Source organism: Candidatus Phytoplasma luffae (genome assembly GCF_018024475.1).
Lineage (GTDB): Bacteria > Bacillota_I > Bacilli_A > Acholeplasmatales > Acholeplasmataceae > Phytoplasma > Phytoplasma luffae.
Genome location: NZ_CP054393.1, coordinates 137,748 through 156,964, shown reverse-complemented (window position 1 = coordinate 156,964; position 19,217 = coordinate 137,748). Strand labels below are relative to the sequence as shown.

At 23.4% G+C, this 19,217-nt stretch carries 14 protein-coding genes and 1 other RNA gene; 14 read left to right on the top strand and 1 reads right to left on the bottom strand.

Annotated elements, in window-relative coordinates; all coding sequences use genetic code 11:
• Positions 1–87: 87 nt before the first annotated feature.
• The 6 genes from LFWB_RS00725 to LFWB_RS00700 all read left to right on the top strand — a co-directional run bounded on the left by LFWB_RS00725 (position 88) and on the right by LFWB_RS00700 (position 6,496).
• Positions 88–717, top strand: coding sequence for a hypothetical protein (locus LFWB_RS00725; protein ID WP_210954507.1), 630 nt, complete (start codon positions 88–90; stop codon positions 715–717).
• Positions 707–2,188, top strand: coding sequence for a replicative DNA helicase (locus tag LFWB_RS00720; protein ID WP_210954508.1), 1,482 nt, complete (start codon positions 707–709; stop codon positions 2,186–2,188). Before LFWB_RS00725 ends, LFWB_RS00720 begins: the two co-directional genes overlap by 11 nt.
• Before the next feature lie 11 nt (positions 2,189–2,199).
• A complete protein-coding gene (locus tag LFWB_RS00715) occupies positions 2,200–3,528 on the top strand; it encodes a toprim domain-containing protein (protein WP_210954509.1) in 1,329 nt (442 codons plus the stop codon).
• 36 nt (positions 3,529–3,564) lie between these two features.
• Complete coding sequence (locus LFWB_RS00710) at positions 3,565–4,200, top strand: phase variable surface lipoprotein (protein WP_210954784.1); 636 nt, start codon at positions 3,565–3,567, stop codon at positions 4,198–4,200.
• Between the two features lie 519 nt (positions 4,201–4,719).
• On the top strand, positions 4,720–5,664 hold the full coding sequence (locus tag LFWB_RS00705; RefSeq protein WP_210954511.1) for an IS3 family transposase: 945 nt from the start codon (positions 4,720–4,722) through the stop codon (positions 5,662–5,664).
• Positions 5,665–6,139: 475 nt separating this feature from the next.
• Entirely contained in the window at positions 6,140–6,496 is a 357-nt protein-coding gene (locus tag LFWB_RS00700) for a hypothetical protein (protein WP_210954783.1), read from the top strand.
• A 790-nt stretch (positions 6,497–7,286) separates the two neighbouring features.
• Here the strand turns inward: LFWB_RS00700 and LFWB_RS00695 are convergent.
• The gene (locus LFWB_RS00695) at positions 7,287–7,811 is read right to left on the bottom strand and encodes a hypothetical protein (RefSeq protein WP_210954782.1); all 525 of its coding nucleotides are present in this window, start codon (positions 7,809–7,811) and stop codon (positions 7,287–7,289) included.
• Between the two features lie 680 nt (positions 7,812–8,491).
• On the opposite strand from LFWB_RS00695, the gene ssrA reads away from it, so the two are divergent.
• From ssrA to glnS, 8 genes are all read left to right on the top strand, one after another.
• Positions 8,492–8,858: a transfer-messenger RNA gene (ssrA, locus tag LFWB_RS04000) on the top strand.
• Positions 8,859–9,283: 425 nt separating this feature from the next.
• Positions 9,284–9,949, top strand: coding sequence for a coiled-coil domain-containing protein (locus LFWB_RS00690; protein ID WP_210954781.1), 666 nt, complete (start codon positions 9,284–9,286; stop codon positions 9,947–9,949).
• 329 nt (positions 9,950–10,278) lie between these two features.
• Positions 10,279–12,192: a DNA topoisomerase (ATP-hydrolyzing) subunit B gene (gene gyrB / locus LFWB_RS00685; protein WP_210954922.1), complete on the top strand. Its 1,914-nt coding sequence runs from the start codon at positions 10,279–10,281 to the stop codon at positions 12,190–12,192.
• A 53-nt stretch (positions 12,193–12,245) separates the two neighbouring features.
• Entirely contained in the window at positions 12,246–14,753 is a 2,508-nt protein-coding gene (gene gyrA / locus LFWB_RS00680) for a DNA gyrase subunit A (protein WP_210954780.1), read from the top strand.
• Between the two features lie 78 nt (positions 14,754–14,831).
• On the top strand, positions 14,832–15,326 hold the full coding sequence (tsaE, locus tag LFWB_RS00675; RefSeq protein WP_210954779.1) for a tRNA (adenosine(37)-N6)-threonylcarbamoyltransferase complex ATPase subunit type 1 TsaE: 495 nt from the start codon (positions 14,832–14,834) through the stop codon (positions 15,324–15,326).
• Between the two features lie 36 nt (positions 15,327–15,362).
• Complete coding sequence (gene tsaB, locus LFWB_RS00670; protein WP_210954778.1) at positions 15,363–15,932, top strand: tRNA (adenosine(37)-N6)-threonylcarbamoyltransferase complex dimerization subunit type 1 TsaB; 570 nt, start codon at positions 15,363–15,365, stop codon at positions 15,930–15,932.
• Positions 15,933–15,970: 38 nt separating this feature from the next.
• On the top strand, positions 15,971–16,984 hold the full coding sequence (tsaD, locus tag LFWB_RS00665; RefSeq protein ID WP_210954777.1) for a tRNA (adenosine(37)-N6)-threonylcarbamoyltransferase complex transferase subunit TsaD: 1,014 nt from the start codon (positions 15,971–15,973) through the stop codon (positions 16,982–16,984).
• Between the two features lie 183 nt (positions 16,985–17,167).
• A complete protein-coding gene (gene glnS / locus LFWB_RS00660) occupies positions 17,168–18,784 on the top strand; it encodes a glutamine--tRNA ligase (protein WP_210954776.1) in 1,617 nt (538 codons plus the stop codon).
• The last annotated feature ends 433 nt before the right edge of the window (positions 18,785–19,217 follow it).

Sequence of the window (19,217 nt, the reverse complement as noted above, 5' to 3'; positions counted from 1 at the left end):
ATTATTACTTGGCGTACTAAAAAAATCTATTAAAACAAACCAAAGACCCTCAAAAAGGGTCTTTTTTATTTAGAAAGGAATTTAAAAATGTTAACTAACCAAGAATTTATTAATATCAACCAATTAAATACCAACTCAAAATCAGTTCAAATCATAAAGCTTATTTTCAACAAAGCAACTTTGAATCTTACTATTGATAAATATATGAAAAGTAATCACATTCAATTAAATCATTATTTCGAAACCAACAACTTTTGTTCCCAATCCCAAAAATCAATTCGCGGAAAAATTAACGAATACCTGATTTTGCTTTATTTAAACCATAAAGGAATTAAATGTTTATATCCTAAATCATATTTATTTTTCATCCCCGACATCAAATTCGACTTGGTTTTATTCACACAAACCAAACGCATTATCGCCTTCAATTTCAAAACTTGCCTTCGTGAACGATACAAACAAGCCATCATTGAAGCACAACAACTAAAAAAACTAGACACTCGTTTTGAATATTATTTATTAACAAACGATGAAGTTGAAACTCAAAAACTCAATAATAAAATTAAAAACGGTAAAGTACAGTCAATTAATAAAGTAATTAATTTATTTTCTGATAATGCTAATCTCTTCTTAAAAACCTTACTAATGAATGAATTCATCACTTTTCCCAATATTAATTTAATTAAAAAGAAGGAGTTAAATAAAAATGTTAACTAACGAACACCAAGCCTTAATTCAAATTATTAATTACATCGAAAAAGGGGAGTGGAACAAATTAAAACTTTATTGTCAAATAATCAACCCTAAATATTTAACCAAATCCAATCACCAAAAAATATATAACGCTTTAAAATATTTATATTTAGAAAAAAAATCAACTCATCCTTGGGATAAAATCAAAACCAAAGAGACAATTATTAAAGAATTACTAACTTATCTTCAAACTCATTATCCTCAAGAAAATTTTAATAATGAATCTTTGATGTTTTTAAACAATAATAATATCCATAATGAACATCTTTTAGAAAATTTAAAACATACTTATACCCAAGAAACTTTATTTCAACAATTAATAAAAACAATCAACCCTTCTTTTGATAATCAAGATCTTTATCATAAGCATTTATACTACCAAGAAATCTTTGATAAATTAAGAAATTTTATTAATCTTATCCCAAACAAAAAAGATAAAACTTTATTAACCTTGAACCAAATGACAAAACTTTATCCCGAAGTCTTTGAAACCGACAACATTTCCAAACAAAAAATCCAAGAAGAATATTATCGTTTATCAGACACTTTCAAAGGATTAAACCAAGCCACTAAAGGGTTCAAAAAAGGTCAAATCATCACCATTGGAGGCTATACTGGTTTAGGTAAAACATCTTTTATCTATAATCTTCTTTTAGATTTAGCCAAAACTAAATACCAAGAAAACCAACATTATCCTTATATGTTGGTTTTTTCTTTTGAAATGACTTCAGAAGAAAACCTAAATCGTTTATTATCTAATCAAACTCAAATTCCTTTAGATGTTATTTTAGATAAAAATTTTGATAATATCACACAACAACACTATACGAAAAAGATGATACAAGCAAAACAATTTTTTACTAATATCAACTTATCTTTTAGTTATGACCAAGAAAAAAATATTAATTATATTGTTGATTTATTGTATCGTCTTCATTTAGAATCCAAAATAGAAATTGTAGTCATTGATCACCTTCAAATCACAAAAGCGAGTAATAAAATGGATAATGACCGTTTAGCCATTGATGAAATCATGACCAAAATTAAAGAAATCGCCATCGAATTAAAAATTGTCATTATCATTTTATCTCAATTTTCAAGAGATACTTATTCTAATTATAACGGAAAATCCCCAGAAATCACCGCACTAAAAGGCTCTGGCGGAATTGAAACCAATTCCGACATAGTATTAATTATGTCTGAATTTAACCCAAATATTAAAAAAAATACCACCAAACCCCTAAATATCTATACTTCAACCTTAAATCAACTATATTTAGAAGCTGATGACAATGATAATCAAAAAATAATTGAAGTAAATATTAAAAAAAATCGCAGCGGAACTAAAAAAACTTTAGTCTATCATTTTAAAATGACAACTCAAACTTTTCAAGAAGTAGGTTATGTTTTACCTTACCAAATAGAAGATTTTTAAGGAGTAAAAAAATGAATAATCAAGAAAAAATTAACTACATCAAAACTAATTTCCCCATGATAGTTTTATTAAAAAAATTAAACATCCTCCCATCAAACTTCAACAGCAAATATCGTTTTCCTTGTCCCATCCATCAAGGTCTAAATCCAACAACTTGTCATATAAATGATAACAATAACATTCACTGTTGGAAATGTTGTCGCGATTTTGACATTATTGATGTTTATAAAGAAATTCGTGGAATCACAAACTTTAACGATGCAGTCAAAAAGATTTTAAATTTTATGCATTCTCAAAAATTTGAAATCTTAACAAATAAAGAAAAAACTAACACCTCAATATCCTCCAACCCTTTCAAATTACAATATCATCCTCCCAAACCCCATAACCCAATAGATGAAACAGAAATTAATATCAAAAAAACACAATTATTCAAAGAAATATCTCCCTTATTTAATCAAATAAGAGATTATTATAATTATTTGTTAACATCCAATCAAAATGATGAAAGGAAAATAGGATTAGATTATTTAACACAAAAGCGCCAATTAAATTTAGAAACAATTAAAGAATTTAAATTAGGTTATGCTCCATTATCAAATAAACCATTATCTTTTAGATTAATCAATTTCTTAAAAAAGAAAAATGTTAATATTGATAAATTAGTAGAATATGGTTTTATCAAAGAAAAAACTAATTTCAAAGGAAAAAAATATTATCATGATACTTTTCATGGTTCTATCATTATCCCGATTGAAAATGGATATGCTAAAACATTTCACTTTTATCAAAACCATTTTTGCGATACTAGCTATTTTCAACCCAAATATCAATCTCTTAATAATTTCAGCCAAACCCCCACTTTTCATTTTAGTTATCGTTTCTTTGAAGCATTCCCTTGCATTAAACAAACTAAAATTATGATTGTTCATGAAGGCTTTTTTGATGTCATTAGTTGTTGGCAAAATGGAATTAAAAACGTTGTGGGATTAATTTGTGTCACACAATTATTTTCTCAAACACAAATAGACATTCTTAAAAAAGAAAATATTAAAATCATTATTGCCTTAGACAATGACGAAACAGGAAAAAAACGTAGTGAATTATTAGGTGAACAATTAAAAAAAGAAAATATTATCTATGAAATTAGACACATTTTACCACCTTATAATCAAACTTGTAAAGATGTCGATGATTTATTTAAACAATATGGAATCCAAGCTTATCAAAAATGTTTCTTAGACCCATATATTTCTTACGAAGCGGCCAAAAAGAAACAAATAGTAGATTTAGCTATATATTACTTTGGCAAAGATAAAGTAGAAGTAATTAACGAATAATTTATTAATTAATTTAAAAAAAGGAGAAATAAAATAATGCAAAACAATACCAATCAAGAAATTAGAATCGGAGGTGAAATTAATAAACAAAATACTCCCACTGATTTAGAACAAATCAAACACTTTTTGAAAACTTTAAAAGAAGATTTAATTAACCTCACCATTATTAATCATTCCAAAAAGAAAAATACCTACCAAGAAGCTAATTATCGCCCTAAAAATCAAACTTTATTTATAGATCCAAAAATCTTAGAAGAAATTAAAAAATACAAAATAGACATAATTAAAGCCATAAAAGTAGATGACAATACAAAATTATTACTTAACCCTTCAACCCCTCTTAAAACTCAAAATAATACCCTTAAACATCAATTTAATATTTTCCAAATCAATTATAAAAATGAAACCAAAAACCAAATAAAAGAATTAATGAGCAAAATCAATATCAATAAATTAGATACTTTAAAATTATTTAAATTAGATAATCATAAAAAAGATAAATATGATAAACCTTTAAAAAGCAATTATAAAAAAGGTTTAAATATTATTTATTATCGCTTAGAAGATTTAAAACACATTAAATTCTTTATTACCAAAGATAAACGAGGATATCGCATCAGAAAATTATATCCCAAATATAAATATATATCTAAAACAAAACAAATTATTTAACTAACAATTTTATGACACTTTTATGACACTTTTATGACACTTTTATGACACTTTTATGACACTTTTATGACACTTTACTGACACTTTACTGCCCCCAAAAACCCTTTTTGCAACAAGCTTATTTAACAAGTGATATTTGATATTTTATATCGATAATGATAATGATATTCGATATTTGATATTGTCGATATATCTTTTTTTTAAATTATTATTAATTATCGATATAAATAACATCTCTTTTTTAAAACCCTTTCCATTGGAAAAAGATTGTTTATAAAAATATAAATCAAATAATATAAGCGCTGGAGCGCTAACAAAAATAAAAAGAATACATAATAAAAAGAAAAATAATAAAGAATCCCCCCATTGCGCTGCCCCCCTTTTTTTTCAAACCTTACCAATTTCATCAGCGCAAAACTAAAAAATAAAACAAATTAATGGTATTTTTTTGATTTAAAAACCTTTTTGAATTATAATTATTAATATAATCAAAAAAAATAAGGTAAATAGTGTTTAATAATGAAAAAATTAAAACAAAAATTCAAATTATTGCAAAAAATGATTGAAAAAATAACTAAAATTGATAAAAAAATAGTTTTTAATTTGGTTAAAAAATTTAAAAATAACTTAAATCTTACTACCATTTTAAAAACTATCCAAATCAAAAGAAGTACTTATTATTACTGGTTAAAAATTAAAGAACAATTAAAATTAAAACAAGAAAAATACCTTTTGCAACAAAAAAGAATCGAAGCTTTATGTTGTAATCATGAATATTTTTTCGGTCATCATAAAATTACTGTTTTATACCAAAAAACTTTCAATGAATCAATTACTAAGAAAAAAGTTTATCTCATTATGAAAGAAAAAAATATTTTTTGTCGGTTAAGAATTAAAAAAAATAAACATCATTATAAAAATAATTTACAAAATAAAATTAAAATAGTACCTAACTTAATCAATCAAGAATTTATTTCATCTCGACCCCTACAAAAACTATTCACTGATATTACTTATTTTAAAACTCCTCAAGGTTTTTTATATTTTTCTTGTGTTATAGATTCTTTTAATAATCAAATTATCGCTTCACATACTTCTAATTGTCAAAATAAAGATTTAGTATTAAAAACAATCCAAAAATTACCTAAATTAAAAAAACCTTGTATTATTCATTCTGATCAAGGTTCAGTTTATCAATCTCTAAAAGTTCAACAAATCCTAACTAAAAAAGGTTTTTTAATCAGCATGTCCCGCAAAGCCACTCCACGTGATAACGCAGTAATTGAAAATCTGTTCGGCCAAATGAAAAGTATTTTATATCATCGTCATCCTTTTTTATTTCAAAAAACAATTCCAAAAATCACAAAAATAATTAATCAATTTCCTTCTTTTTGGAATCATAAATGGCTTTTAACTAAATTAAATAATTTATCCCCTTTACAATATTTTCAAACTCTTAGATAAATTATTAGTTAAATTTACATAAATAATATAACCTTATAAAAAAGGTTACTTTTCTGCACCCTTTTTTTAAGAAAAATATTAAAATTATATAAAAGATTATTTTCTTTTTATTTTGTAGACACCTTTTTAACTTTTTTTACCTAACTATATATATGGAAGGGTAAAATATTGAAAAAAATATCTTTTGAAACTAGCAAATTATTAAAAAACTTTAGACACTTTTTAATTTAATTAAAAACAACTTTGTTAGTTTGAAAAGATATGAAATTATCTACTTAATTTTAAGTTTTAAAGAACAATTTTAAAATTAAAATATGTCCAAAAAAATGGAACAGCGCAAAAGGATGATCATACTTATGATATTTATTCTGACAATATCAAAACAGCTTCAACTTTTCCAATAGGAACAGTGGATTTATATTACGAAGTTATAAAAAAATAGAACAAGGAGAAATTATTGAAGAAATAGAAATTAATGAACGAAACAAATACTATCAAATTAACTAATATTAAAATTATTTATGATACTATCAAAGAAATTAAAAGCAACTGCTCTTATATTAAACACGACAAACAAAGTTGTATAGAAAAAATATACCACAACCAAAATGCATTACCTATTGATTTCCCTAAGGGTTATAAATATACAGAAACTAGAAATGATAATGTCCAAATTATCAAAAAAGTATTTGATGACGAAAGAATAGAAGAATATGAATTTAATGACCAAAATAAAATTATAAAAATTACTTTGATTTTTCCTTTAGAAGGGATTCAAGTTATCCAAAATACAAACGATGATAACGATAAATGCATTTTTAATTTTATATAATAAAATAATTATTTTTTAATCAAAATTTAAACTTATTTTGATAGTTTACTTCGACAGAAGTTCAAATATAGAATAATAAGACTATAGATGCAAGAAAAAAGAGACTTTTAGTAGTTAGTATATAAGAATAGAAATCTGGAAACAAAAAAGAGTCCAAACTCTAACCGAGCGTTAATTATTATATATTGTATTGGTCTAAACTCATGTCTTGGATACGCAAAGTATGGATACGAGGTAGTCCAGGAGGTATGTTAAAAAACGGAACAGAGAACACCTGGCACAACAAGAGAAATCACTTGTAAAAAGATAAGTGAGATTAATACCGCTAACTGGACGGAGCAAATAATTTATAACAAGAAATTATGGTCTCGTGGAGAGACTCGGTAAAGTTTTATGAAAATAAGATAGACGAAAAGACGAGACTAAAGTTGTTTTTATTCACTTGTCTTCAAAAAAGAAATGTGATATCGTAACAAAATTATGTAGGGAAAGCTTTGCGCTTGGAAACTTTCTTACACGGTTTGGAGAGGAACTAGCTGTAATAGGATGTTTATCCAAAATGAAAATGAAGCTCATTTATCGCTATTTCTATCTTTTAAAGATGCTACAACAACATTAATTTCGCGAGAAGTCAATAAAAAAAATATTAAAACTTTATTTTTATATTTAGAACCAGTTTTATTTTTTTATAATTTTACAAAAATGCTTAGAAATAAATATTTTTTATTAGATTTTTTAAATTATATTTTTGTAAATATAAATGATAAAAAAATTATTTTATTAAAAAAAATTATAAATATTTTTGAAAATGTTTTTTTACTTTCTCCATATTCAATTGATGAGGTTTTAATAACCCTTTTTGGTTATTACGTATAAAATTAATTTTATACCATGATAATAATTCATTATAAATATTTTGATGAAATATTTTTTTATTTTTGTTTCTAGATTCATAAATTAATAAAAAAATATCACACCAAGTTAAATTATTTTGATAAGGGAGAAACTTTTTTATATCCCACTGAATACAACATTCTAAAATTAAAAATAAATCAGTTTCTTTTTTGTCATAACGATTATTTAATGCGTAAAAAATATGAAAACTATTCATATAATGTTTTCTTTTTTTCATTTCTTCAAACCATAAAAAAAAAGATAAATTAAAATAATTACGTCCTTTTTCTAAAAAATAGTTCATAGCTTTGTTAGATTTATTTTGATTTAAACAATAATCATAAATACCAAATTCTTTTCTTAAAGCGCATAAAGATTGATCAGGACTATATTTATATAATTCATAAGGTAATATTCTCATTTGAAATAATATATTTCTTTCTTTAATTTTTTTCTTAATAATTAAATTAAATTAATAAATTGGATAAATTAAATTTAATTATTAAGAAAATATTTTATTTTTATTAATTATTTTTATTTTAACAAAATATATTTAAATTTTAAAATACAATTATTTTCTATAACCGGATTATATCAAAAATATTTAAATTTATGAATGGAATGCTTAAAATATAAAAAAATTTGTTTTAAAAAATTAATTTAATTATTTAAATCTCTTCAATTTTAAATTTTTATTTTTAATATTTAAAAATAAAGTTGTCTTTTTGAAAAGAAAATTTATAAAAAAATAAAAAGTATTAAATTAATTGCCAATACCCCCCTTTATACAATTATTAATATGGGGATAAATGATGCGGATATATCAATTTTGTTTAATTAGAATAGTAGTACGATAGATAATCATGTATATAAAAAATATATAAAGATAAAATAAAAAAATTAATAATAAATGAATATACTTAAAATAATTAAAGAAATAAACGATTTATATTTTTTATTTTTAAATGTTTTTTGTATAAAATTTATTTTATTTTATATTTTTTAAATATAAAAATATTTCTTTGATTATATTTATATTAGTTTTTATTTCTATTTTTTAAAATTTTGAATTTTTATTTATTTTTAATTATAATAATATATGGGGATGTATAAAGGAATTCGCCAAAATTGAATGATTTTTTTATGCATATCTTGGTTACGCAAGTCAAAACGTTCGAGGTTAAATTAAACGGCAATAAAGAAAAAACAGATAACGTGGGTCAATTTATAAATGTTCCACGTTCAAATGCTTTCAATACCCAAATGGCGTATTGTTAATAATAATTGACATTTATTTTAAATTATATAAATATAAAATTTAATTTAAAAAATATTTTTAATTGAATATTTTTTTCAATATAAATAATTTTTCATTTTTTTGTTTGTTTTTGTAAAAACAAAATAAATATGTAGATTAAAAAAATTCAATTAATTTTGTACAGGGGTTCGAATCCCCTCATCTCCACCAAGTGTGTTAAAATAAGCTAATATATTTATTTATTTAATTAATAAAAACAAAGTGCGTAGATAATTACATAATATATATAAATTTAGAAATAAAGTCTTGGTTTATTTAGACGAAAGATGAAAAAAATTATCAAATTTATTAAAATTTTTAATTTATTTGATAATTTTTTGATTTATTTTATTACAAAATAAATAAAATATTTATTTTTAAAATATTAATTAATGCAATAATTTAACTTTTGTGTTTGATATTTTTTGTATTTTTTGGAATATACATTTATAATGTTTATTGAATACTTAATATTCAATACTAAATACAATTTTAGTTTTTAATGTATAAATTTTCAAAATATTTAATTCAAAGTAATATTCTAATTTATAATATATTTAATTATTTTTGCAAATTCTTAGAAAAGAGTTAATAATATGAAAATTATGAACGAAGATAAAAAAATGGTAAAATCTAAAGATAAAACATTTATTCTAATTATAAAATTAAATTTATTTTTGTTATTTGGTTTTTTGTTAATTAAATTATTAATTTCCACTATTTCTTCTATTTCTGGTTTTTTTGATACAAAAGAACATATACAAGATAAAATAGATGGAGAAATTAATATGAATTCTAGTTTATTCAGAGCTAGTATTGAACAAAATAGCGAATTATTAAAACAACAAATTATGGATTTAAAGAAAGAAACAGTCACTAATATTAATGAAAAATTAAACTCTGTTACAATAACTGAATTAATACAAGTTGCTGAAAAAAAATTAAATTCTGTTTCTGATGAATTGATAAACGATAAAAATGAATTAAAAAAAGAATTAAAAAATAAATTAGATTCTATTACAACTAAATTAATGCAAGTCGCTGAAGAAAAATTAAATTCTGTTTCTGATGAATTGATAAACGATAAAAATGAATTAAAAAAAGAATTAAAAAATTTATTTCAAGATATTGAAAAAAATAAATATAATATTATTAAGAGTACTTTTAGCAGCGTTGTAAGCGGTTCTTTAGAAGGTGTCGGATCTTCAATTAAAGAAAAATTTTTAAACATTTTACAATTATCTCCATCTAAAACAGAATAAAAAGAATACAACAACAAGGATTCCATAGATATTTTTTATAAAGATTAATAAAATTATTTTTTCATAAAATTGTTTAAACAATATAATAAATTTTAAATAGATAATAAATTATAACTTTTAATAAAATTAATAAGAAGGAGTGATTTATTATCTATTTTTTTTTATGTTTTAAAAATAACCTAAAACAGCCTATTTTTATTAAATTTCTTTTTTATTTGATATAATTATATATATTTGTATTATTTTTTTAATAAAAAATATATTGAATATCATAAAATTAATTTTGAAAAAAATAATCAATTTTAAAAGGAGATTTCTTTAGTTTGACAATGATAAAAGATAAAATATACAACGCTGATAGTATTCAAATCTTAGAAGGGTTAGAGGCTGTTAGAAAAAGACCTGGTATGTATATAGGTTCTATTTCAGACAAAGGTTTATATCATTTAGTATGGGAAATTCTAGATAATTCTATCGATGAATCATTAGCTGGTTTCGCTGATGAAATTAGTTTAGAAATTTTGAACGATAATGTTATTCGTATTTCTGATAACGGCAGAGGAATACCTGTTGATATCCATTCTCAAACCAATAAACCAGCTGTTGAAACAATTTTAACTACTTTACATGCCGGCGGTAAATTTGATAAAAAAAATTATCAAATTTCAGGTGGTTTACATGGGGTAGGTGCTTCTGTAGTAAACGCTCTTTCTTCTTGGTTTAGTGTTGAAATTCATCGTGATAATAAAATATATTATCAAAAATATGAAAAAGGTGCTCCGATAATGCCTTTAACTAAAAAAGGAACTACAACAAAAAGAGGAACAATTATCACCTTTACTCCTGATTCAAGTATATTCACTAATATGGATACTTTTGTTTATAAATTAGATGTTTTAAAAGAAAGAGTTCAACAAATATCTTTTTTGAATAAAAAAATAAAGTTAAATATTATAGATCGCACTGTACAACCTTCTAAAGAATTTAATTTTCATTATAAAAACGGAATTAAAGAGTATATTTTAAGTTTAAATCAAAACAAAAAAGTTTTAAACAATATTTTTTATCAAGAATACAATGATAATAATTTATTTTACGAAATCGCTTTTCAATATTCCGAAAATTATAGTTCAAACGTTTATTCTTTTGTTAATAATATCCCTACTAAAGAAGGCGGAACACACGAAGAAGGTTTTAAAATAGCTTTAAACCGAATTTTAAATAAATATGCCAAAGATAAAAATATTTTAAAAAAAGAAACCAATTTAATAAGTGATGATACTTTAGAAGGTATTTTGGTTATCATTTCTTTAAAACATCCCGAACCTTTATTCGAAGGCCAAGTTAAAAATAAATTAGGAAATCAAGAAGTAAGACAATTTATATCTAAAACTTTTGGAGAGTTTTTTGAAAGTTATTTATTAGAAAATCCTCAGGAAGCTAAAAAAATCCTTGAAAAATGTACTATTGCTATGAAAGCGAGGATTGCTGCTAAAAAAGCTCGTGAAATAACTAGAAAGAAAAATTCTTTAGAATTATTAAATTTCAATTCTAAATTAACTGATTGTCATAATAAAGATCCTGAAAATTCCGAATTATATATTGTAGAGGGGGACTCTGCGGGAGGTTCTGCTAAACAAGGAAGAGATTCTAAATTTCAAGCTATTTTACCTTTAAGAGGTAAAATTATTAATGTAGAAAAATCTCGTTTAGATAAAGTTTTAAGTAATAATGAAATTGTTTCTTTAATTCAAGCAATCGGAACAGGTATAGATAAAGAATTCAATTTACAAAAAGCACGTTATAATAGAATTATTATTATGACAGATGCTGATGTAGATGGTGCTCATATTAGAACTTTATTACTTACTTTCTTTTTCAGAAATTTAAGAAGTTTAATAGAAAATGGTTATATTTATTTTGCACAACCTCCTTTATATAAAGTTCAACAAAATAAAAAAAATCAATATTTTTACAATGAAAAAGAATATAAAGAATATCTAGATAAAATGAAAAAAGAAAATAAAACGGTTTCTTCACAACGATACAAAGGTTTAGGCGAAATGAATCCAGAACAACTTTGGGAAACTACTATGAATCCTTTAACAAGAACTTTATTGAAAGTTCATTTAGAAGATGCTGTTGAAGCTGATAAAGTTTTTGATAAATTAATGGGTAAGTTAGTAGAACAAAGGAAAATATTTATTGAAGAAAACGCTACCGAAGCACAAATAGATATTTAAGAATAATTTTGATTACTAATTATTAATTATGAATTTAAAAAAGGCGATATAATATGTTAAACAAAAAAAATAAAAATAATTCTATTAGCAACTCTGAAATAAATAATCAAAATATTGTAGGAAAAATTAAAGAAGTTGATATCAATTCAGAAATGGAAAAATCTTTTTTAGATTATGCCATGAGTGTTATTGTTTCTCGAGCTTTACCTGAAATACAAGATGGGTTAAAACCTGTACAAAGAAGAATTTTATATAGTATGAAAGAATTAGGTTTATCTCATCAATCTAGTTATAAAAAAGCGGCCAGAGTAGTCGGTGATGTTATGGGTAAATATCATCCTCACGGAGATAGTAGTATTTATGATGCTATGGTGAGGATGTCTCAAGATTTTAATTATCGTTATCCTTTAGTAGATGGTCATGGAAATTTTGGTTCTATCGATGGAGACGCTGCAGCGGCTATGCGTTATACTGAAGTACGTATGTCTAAAATAGCTTTAGAATTAATGAAAGAAATAGATCAAGATACAATTCAATTTGTTAATAATTATGATAATAGCGAACAAGAACCAATGGTTCTTCCTACTAGTTTCCCCAATTTATTAGTTAACGGTTCGACAGGTATTGCTGTCGGAATGGCCACTAATATCCCTTCTCATAATTTGGGCGAAGTAGTTGACGCTTTAGTTTCTTATATAGATGATAAAAATATTTCTATCGCTGAGTTAATGCAATATATTAAAGGACCAGATTTTCCTACTGGTGGCGAACTTTTAGGATTTGAAAACTTACAAAAAGCTTATGAAACAGGAAAAGGCCAAATTATTCTTCGTTCTAAAACTGACATTGTTTCTTCTGAAAAAAATAAAACTTCTATTATCATAACTGAAATCCCTTATCAAATTAAAAAAAGTAATTTAATTGAAAATATTTTTTATTTACATAAAAATAAAATTTTAGATGGTATAACAGATTTAAGAGACGAATCATCTAATCGAGAAGGAATTAAAATTATTATTGATTTGAGAAAAGATATAAATCCTAAAGTTTTTTTAAATAATTTATATAAACATTCTCGCGTTCAAACTTCATTTAATTTTAATATGATTGTTTTAATCAATAAAAAACCTCAATTGGTTAATTTAAAACAAATTTTAGAAGCTTTTTTTTCTTTTAGAATTGATATTATTAATCGCCAGAAAAAATTTGAATTAAAAAATGCTTTAGCAAAAAAACATTTGATTCAATCCGCTGTTATTGTTTTAAATGATATCGATGACGCAATTAAATTAATCAAAAGTTCTAAAAATGTATCAGAAGCACGTGAAAAATTAATGAATAAATATAATTTTGATATTTTACAAAGTAAATACATTTTAGAAATGAGCTTGCAAAAAATAACTAATTTAGAAATTGAAAAAATTAAAATTGAAGAACAAAATTTAATTAAAAAAATTGCAGATTGCGAAAGCATTATTAATTCTCAATCTAAAAAAGAACAAATTTTAAAAAAAGATTTACTTCAGTTAAAAAAAGTTTTTCAAGATGAAAGAAAAACAGTTATCAAAAAAGATGTTGATGCTCATATTTCTAATGAAACTTTAATAGAAAGAGAAAGAATTTTAATAACAGTAACTAACAAAGGTTATATTAAGCGTTTAAATTTAGAAACTTATAAAAAACAAAATAAAGGCGGCAAGGGTGTTAGCGGTGTTACTGTTAATGAAAATGATTTTGTAGAACATTTAGTTATCACTTACACTCATGATTATCAATTGTTTTTTACTAATAAAGGGAAAGTTTATCGTTTAAAAGGGTATAATATTCCTGATTATTCTCGCACAGCTAAAGGCATTCCTTTTGTAAATTTAATTTCTTTAGATTCGAACGAATTTGTGACTTCGGTAACTAGTATTAGTGAAGATTTATCACAAGATTATAATTATTTAGTTTTAATCACTAAAAAAGGTTTAATTAAAAGAAATAATATTCAAGATTATGATAAAATTCAAAATAATGGCAAAATCGCTTTCACTTTAAAACCTGATGATGAAGTTTTATCAGTTTTAAAAACTTCAGGAGAACAAGATATTATTATGGCTAGTTCTGGTGGTAAAGCTATTCGTTTTAATGAAAAATCGATTAAGCAAACAGGCAGAATAGCGAGCGGTGTTATTGGTATGAAGTTAGAAAAAGACGAAAATATTATTGGCGCGATAGCTGTTACTTCTGATCAACAAGAAATCTTAGCAGTGACTGAATTGGGATTTGGTAAGAAAAATAAAATTTTAGAATATAAAAAACAAAAAAGAGCTGGCAAAGGTGTTAAAACTTTAAAAGTAACTAATAAAAATGGCAATTTAATAGCTTTAAAAATTGTTTCCGTTGATGAAGAATTTATTTTTATTTCTGCACAAGGAAAAATTATTAGATTGGCTAATGATGAAAAAATACGTACTCTTAAATCTAAAGTTACTCAAGGTAATAAATTATTTAATTTAAATGCTAATGATAAATTAGTTAATGTTGCAGTTGTTAAAAAAGAAAAAAATTTAATATAATTCAATTATATCCATTTATAATTTTTTTTTAAAATGATGCTTTGTATAATTATATATTTTTGGAAGTTTTTTAGAAATATGTTCGATAATAACAAAAATATTTATTACGGTACTACTTCTTCAGATGTAGAAACTAAAAAAATAGGTTCTTTTTTATGTCAACAAATAATAACAGAATTAAAAAAAACAAAAGAAAAAAATATTATTTTGTTAGAAGGTGACATAGGAATCGGTAAAACAGTTTTTGTTAAAGGTTTGGCAAAAAAATTAGGTATCAAAGATAACGTTAATAGTCCTACTTTTGTTTTGTTAAAGACTTATCAAGGTTCTAAATATATATTGCATCATTTAGATTTATACCGTATTTTAAATGATAACCAACCAAAAAATAATTTAGAAATGGAAATATTAGAATTATTGGATAATACAGACAAAGGAGATATTATAATAATTGAATCTAATATTAATATAGTATCTTTTTTTTCTGTTTGGCATTATTATATTCGTTTTAATTTTTTAGATAATCAAAAAAGATTTATTTCAATAGAAAAAAATATTATTGAACAGAAATAAAAATTTAAATAAAAAAACAAGAAGGTTTTTTATTTTATGAATTCTTTTATCGAACCTAAATACATTATTTTAGATGTTTCAACCGATCTTCAATTAATAATATTAAGCACAAATAATAAAATTATTGATATAAAGAAAAGCGTTGATAAACAAAATTTTGTTTCAGGAATTAATTCTTTAATTCATCAAATATTAAATCAAAATAATCTTGGTTTAAAAGATTTATCCGGCGTTATTGTAGGTATTGGTCCAGGTTCTTATATAGGAAGTAGATTGGCGGTTTTAACCGCTAAATTTTTATCTTTGGAATTGAGTATCCCTTTATTTCAAATTAGTAGTTTATTACTTTTATCTAGTGGTTTTTCTGAAAATATAATAACTCCTAAAATTTATGCTAAAAAAAATTTTTTTTATAGTTTAAGTTTAGAAGATGATAAAATTGTTTTAGAAGAAAATATTTATGAAAATGTTTTTTTAAATAAATTTTTAAATCATTTTTGGTTAAAAGCGGATAATTTTCATCTTTCTATTTCTAAAATTTTTAGGTATATGAAAAAAGTTGATAATATTGAACTTTTAATGCCGAATTATTATATTCATTATTAATTTTTGTAAAATATAAAAAAATAGGTTTTATCGAGAATATGATTATTTTATCAATCGAAACTAGTTGTGATGAGACAAGTGTAGCAGTTACTGAAAATGGTAAAAAAGTTTTATCTAATGTGGTGTTTTCTCAAATAAAATATCATCAAAAATTTGGCGGAGTAGTTCCAGAGATAGCTTCTCGTAAACATGTTGAAATTATTAATTTAGTTTTTAAAGAAGCATTGGATAAAGCAAAAATAACCGCTAATGAAATTGATTTAATAGCGGTTACTCAAGGTCCAGGTTTGATTGGTTCTTTATTTTCAGGTATTAGCGCTGCTAATATTTTGTCTTATATTTATAACAAACCTTTGATAGGTGTTAATCATTTAATAGGTCATGTTTATTCAGCACAAATAGAATATGAATTAAAATTTTCCTCTTTGGTTCTTTTGATTTCAGGCGGTCACACCGAATTGTTTTATTTGACTAATCATTTTGAAATAAAACAAATTAGCCAAACTTTGGATGACGCTGTTGGTGAAGTTTATGATAAAATTGCTAGAAGTTTAAATTTAGGTTATCCTGGTGGCCCTATTATTGAAAAATTAGCTCTTCAAGGGGAAAATATTTTTTCTTTTTCTCGTCCTTATTTAAAAAATAAAAAATTAGATTTTAGTTTTTCAGGTTTAAAAAGCCAAATTATTAATTTTATTAATGAAAAAAAAGATTTAGCTCCTTATATAAATGATATTTGTGCTTCTTTTCAAGAAAGTGTTGCAGATGTTTTGATAACGAAAGTACAAAGAGCTTTAAATTTATATAAAACAAAACAATTAATTATTGTAGGTGGTGTAGCAGCCAATCAATTTTTAACCCAAAGATTTAGAAATCATTTTTCTGATTTAGAATTAATCATTCCTTCTTTGCAATATTGCACAGATCAAGCGGCTATGATTGGTATTGCTGCTTATTATCAACATATGTTTGGTTTTCCTAAAGGGCAGAAAATTTATAATTTAACTGCGATTCCTAATTTATCTTTAAACGATAATAGAGAAAATAATTAAATTTTTATTATTCATTAATTATTTTTATTTTTTCAATAAATATTATTATTTTTTTTGATTTATAGAAACTTTGATAAATTTTTCCACTTATATAGTTATTTTCTAAATGAATAATTTTTTTTACATTTTTTTATAAAATTTTTTTTGATATAATAAAATAAATTAAATAATTAAGGTAAATTTATGTTTCGAAGTTCTAATTTTATAAAAACGATTATCGAAAAAGATTTAAGAAATAAAAAATATAAAAAAGTAATTACTCGTTTCCCTCCTGAACCTAATGGTTTTCTTCATTTAGGGCATGCTCGTTCTATTGTTATAAATTTTGAATTAGCTAAATTATTCGGTGGTAAAACTTATTTAAGATATGATGATACCAATCCTAATAAAGAAAAACAAAATTATGTAACTTCTATTTTGGAAGATGTTGAATGGTTAGGATATAAACCTCATAAAATTTGTTATGCTTCTGATTATTTTGAAGAAATATTTCAAAAAGCTATTGTTTTAATTAAAAAAGGATTAGCTTTTGTAGATGATTCTGACGCAGAAGAATTAAAACAAACTAGAGGAGATTTGAATAAATCAGGTATTAATTCTCGCTATCGCAATCGTTCTATCGAAGTTAATTTAGATTTGTTTAATAAAATGAAAAAAGGTTTTTTTAAACAAGGAGAAAAAGTTTTAAGAGCTAAAATTGATATGGCTAGTCTTAATATGAATTTAAGAGATCCAGTTTTATATAGGATTATTGACGCGTATACTCTCAAAAATCAACACCATTTTATTTTTCCTTCTTATGATTTCGCTCACCCTTTGGAAGATTCAATTGAAAAAATTTCACACTCTTTATGTTCTTTAGAATTTGAAGATCATCGCCCTTTATATAATTGGGTTTTAAAAGAGACCGAAGTGGAACATTTTCCTACTCAAATTGAATTTGGTAGATTAAACCTTAATCAAACAGTTTTGAGTAAAAGAAAATTAAAATTTTTAATTGATTGTTCTTTAGTTAAAGATTGGGACGATCCGAGAATGCCTACTTTGATAGGTATGAAAAATAGAGGTTATACTCCTGAATCAATTAAATCTTTTATATTGGAAATTGGTTTATCTAAAAATAATAATTCTGTAGATCAAAATATGTTGAATTCTTCTGTAAGAAATGATTTAGAATATAAAGCTAAAAAGATTATGATTGTAGAAGAACCATTAAAAGTAACTATTATTAATTATGATGAAAACAAAATAGAATCTCGAAAAGTTCCTTTTCATAATAATTTAGATTTAGGCGAACGTACTGTTTTTTTTTCTAAACATATTTATATTGAAAAAAAAGATTTTCAAATGGAAAAATTAGATGCAAAATCTAAAAAATTATTTTTAAATGGAGAAGTTAGATTGTTATATTTTTATTTTATTAAAGCCGTCGATGTAATAAAAGACAAAAACGGTGAAATTATTGAAATTTTAGCTACTTACGATCCTCAAACTAAAAGCGGAACTTCTTTTAAAGAAAGAAAACCTAATGGAACCATTCATTTTGTTGAAAAGAATACATTTCAAAAAAATATTGTTAATTTTTATCAACCGCTTTTTAAAAATGATATACCTATTGATTTAGAAAAAGATTTTAATAAAAAATCTTGTATTTCTAAAGAAGTTTTGGTGGAAGGCGGAATTAAACATATGAATAATTATGAAAAATTTCAATTTATTCGAAAAGGTTATTTTTGTTTTATTCATTGTCTTGATAAATCTTCTTATTTTAATGAAATAATATCTTTAAAAAAGAATTAATAAATATAAAATATAAATTTAATTATTATTGATAATAAAATATATTATGGTTATTTATTTTTAATAAAGTTTTAATAAAAATAAATATTTAGGAATTTTTCGTTTTATGTTCTATCTTTTGATTTTTCGTATACCTCTCAGACTGTAATCAACCAAATTACTAATTTAAATAACTTCTTAGAAATGATTTAATAAATTGAAGACCGTGATTTATTAACCCTTTAGTTATTTCTAATTTCTTATTAGTTTACGGGTTAGGTTATATTATTACTATGAATGATAGATTAGAGGACTCCACCTTCTCCATTATTTTTAACTTTGACTATCTATTTAATTTAACTCCATTTTTATGATTTTGTTGTTTGCGCATAACTATTTTTAGTTATAAATTAAACTACACTTTATTGATTTATATGGTTTGGATGATTATATG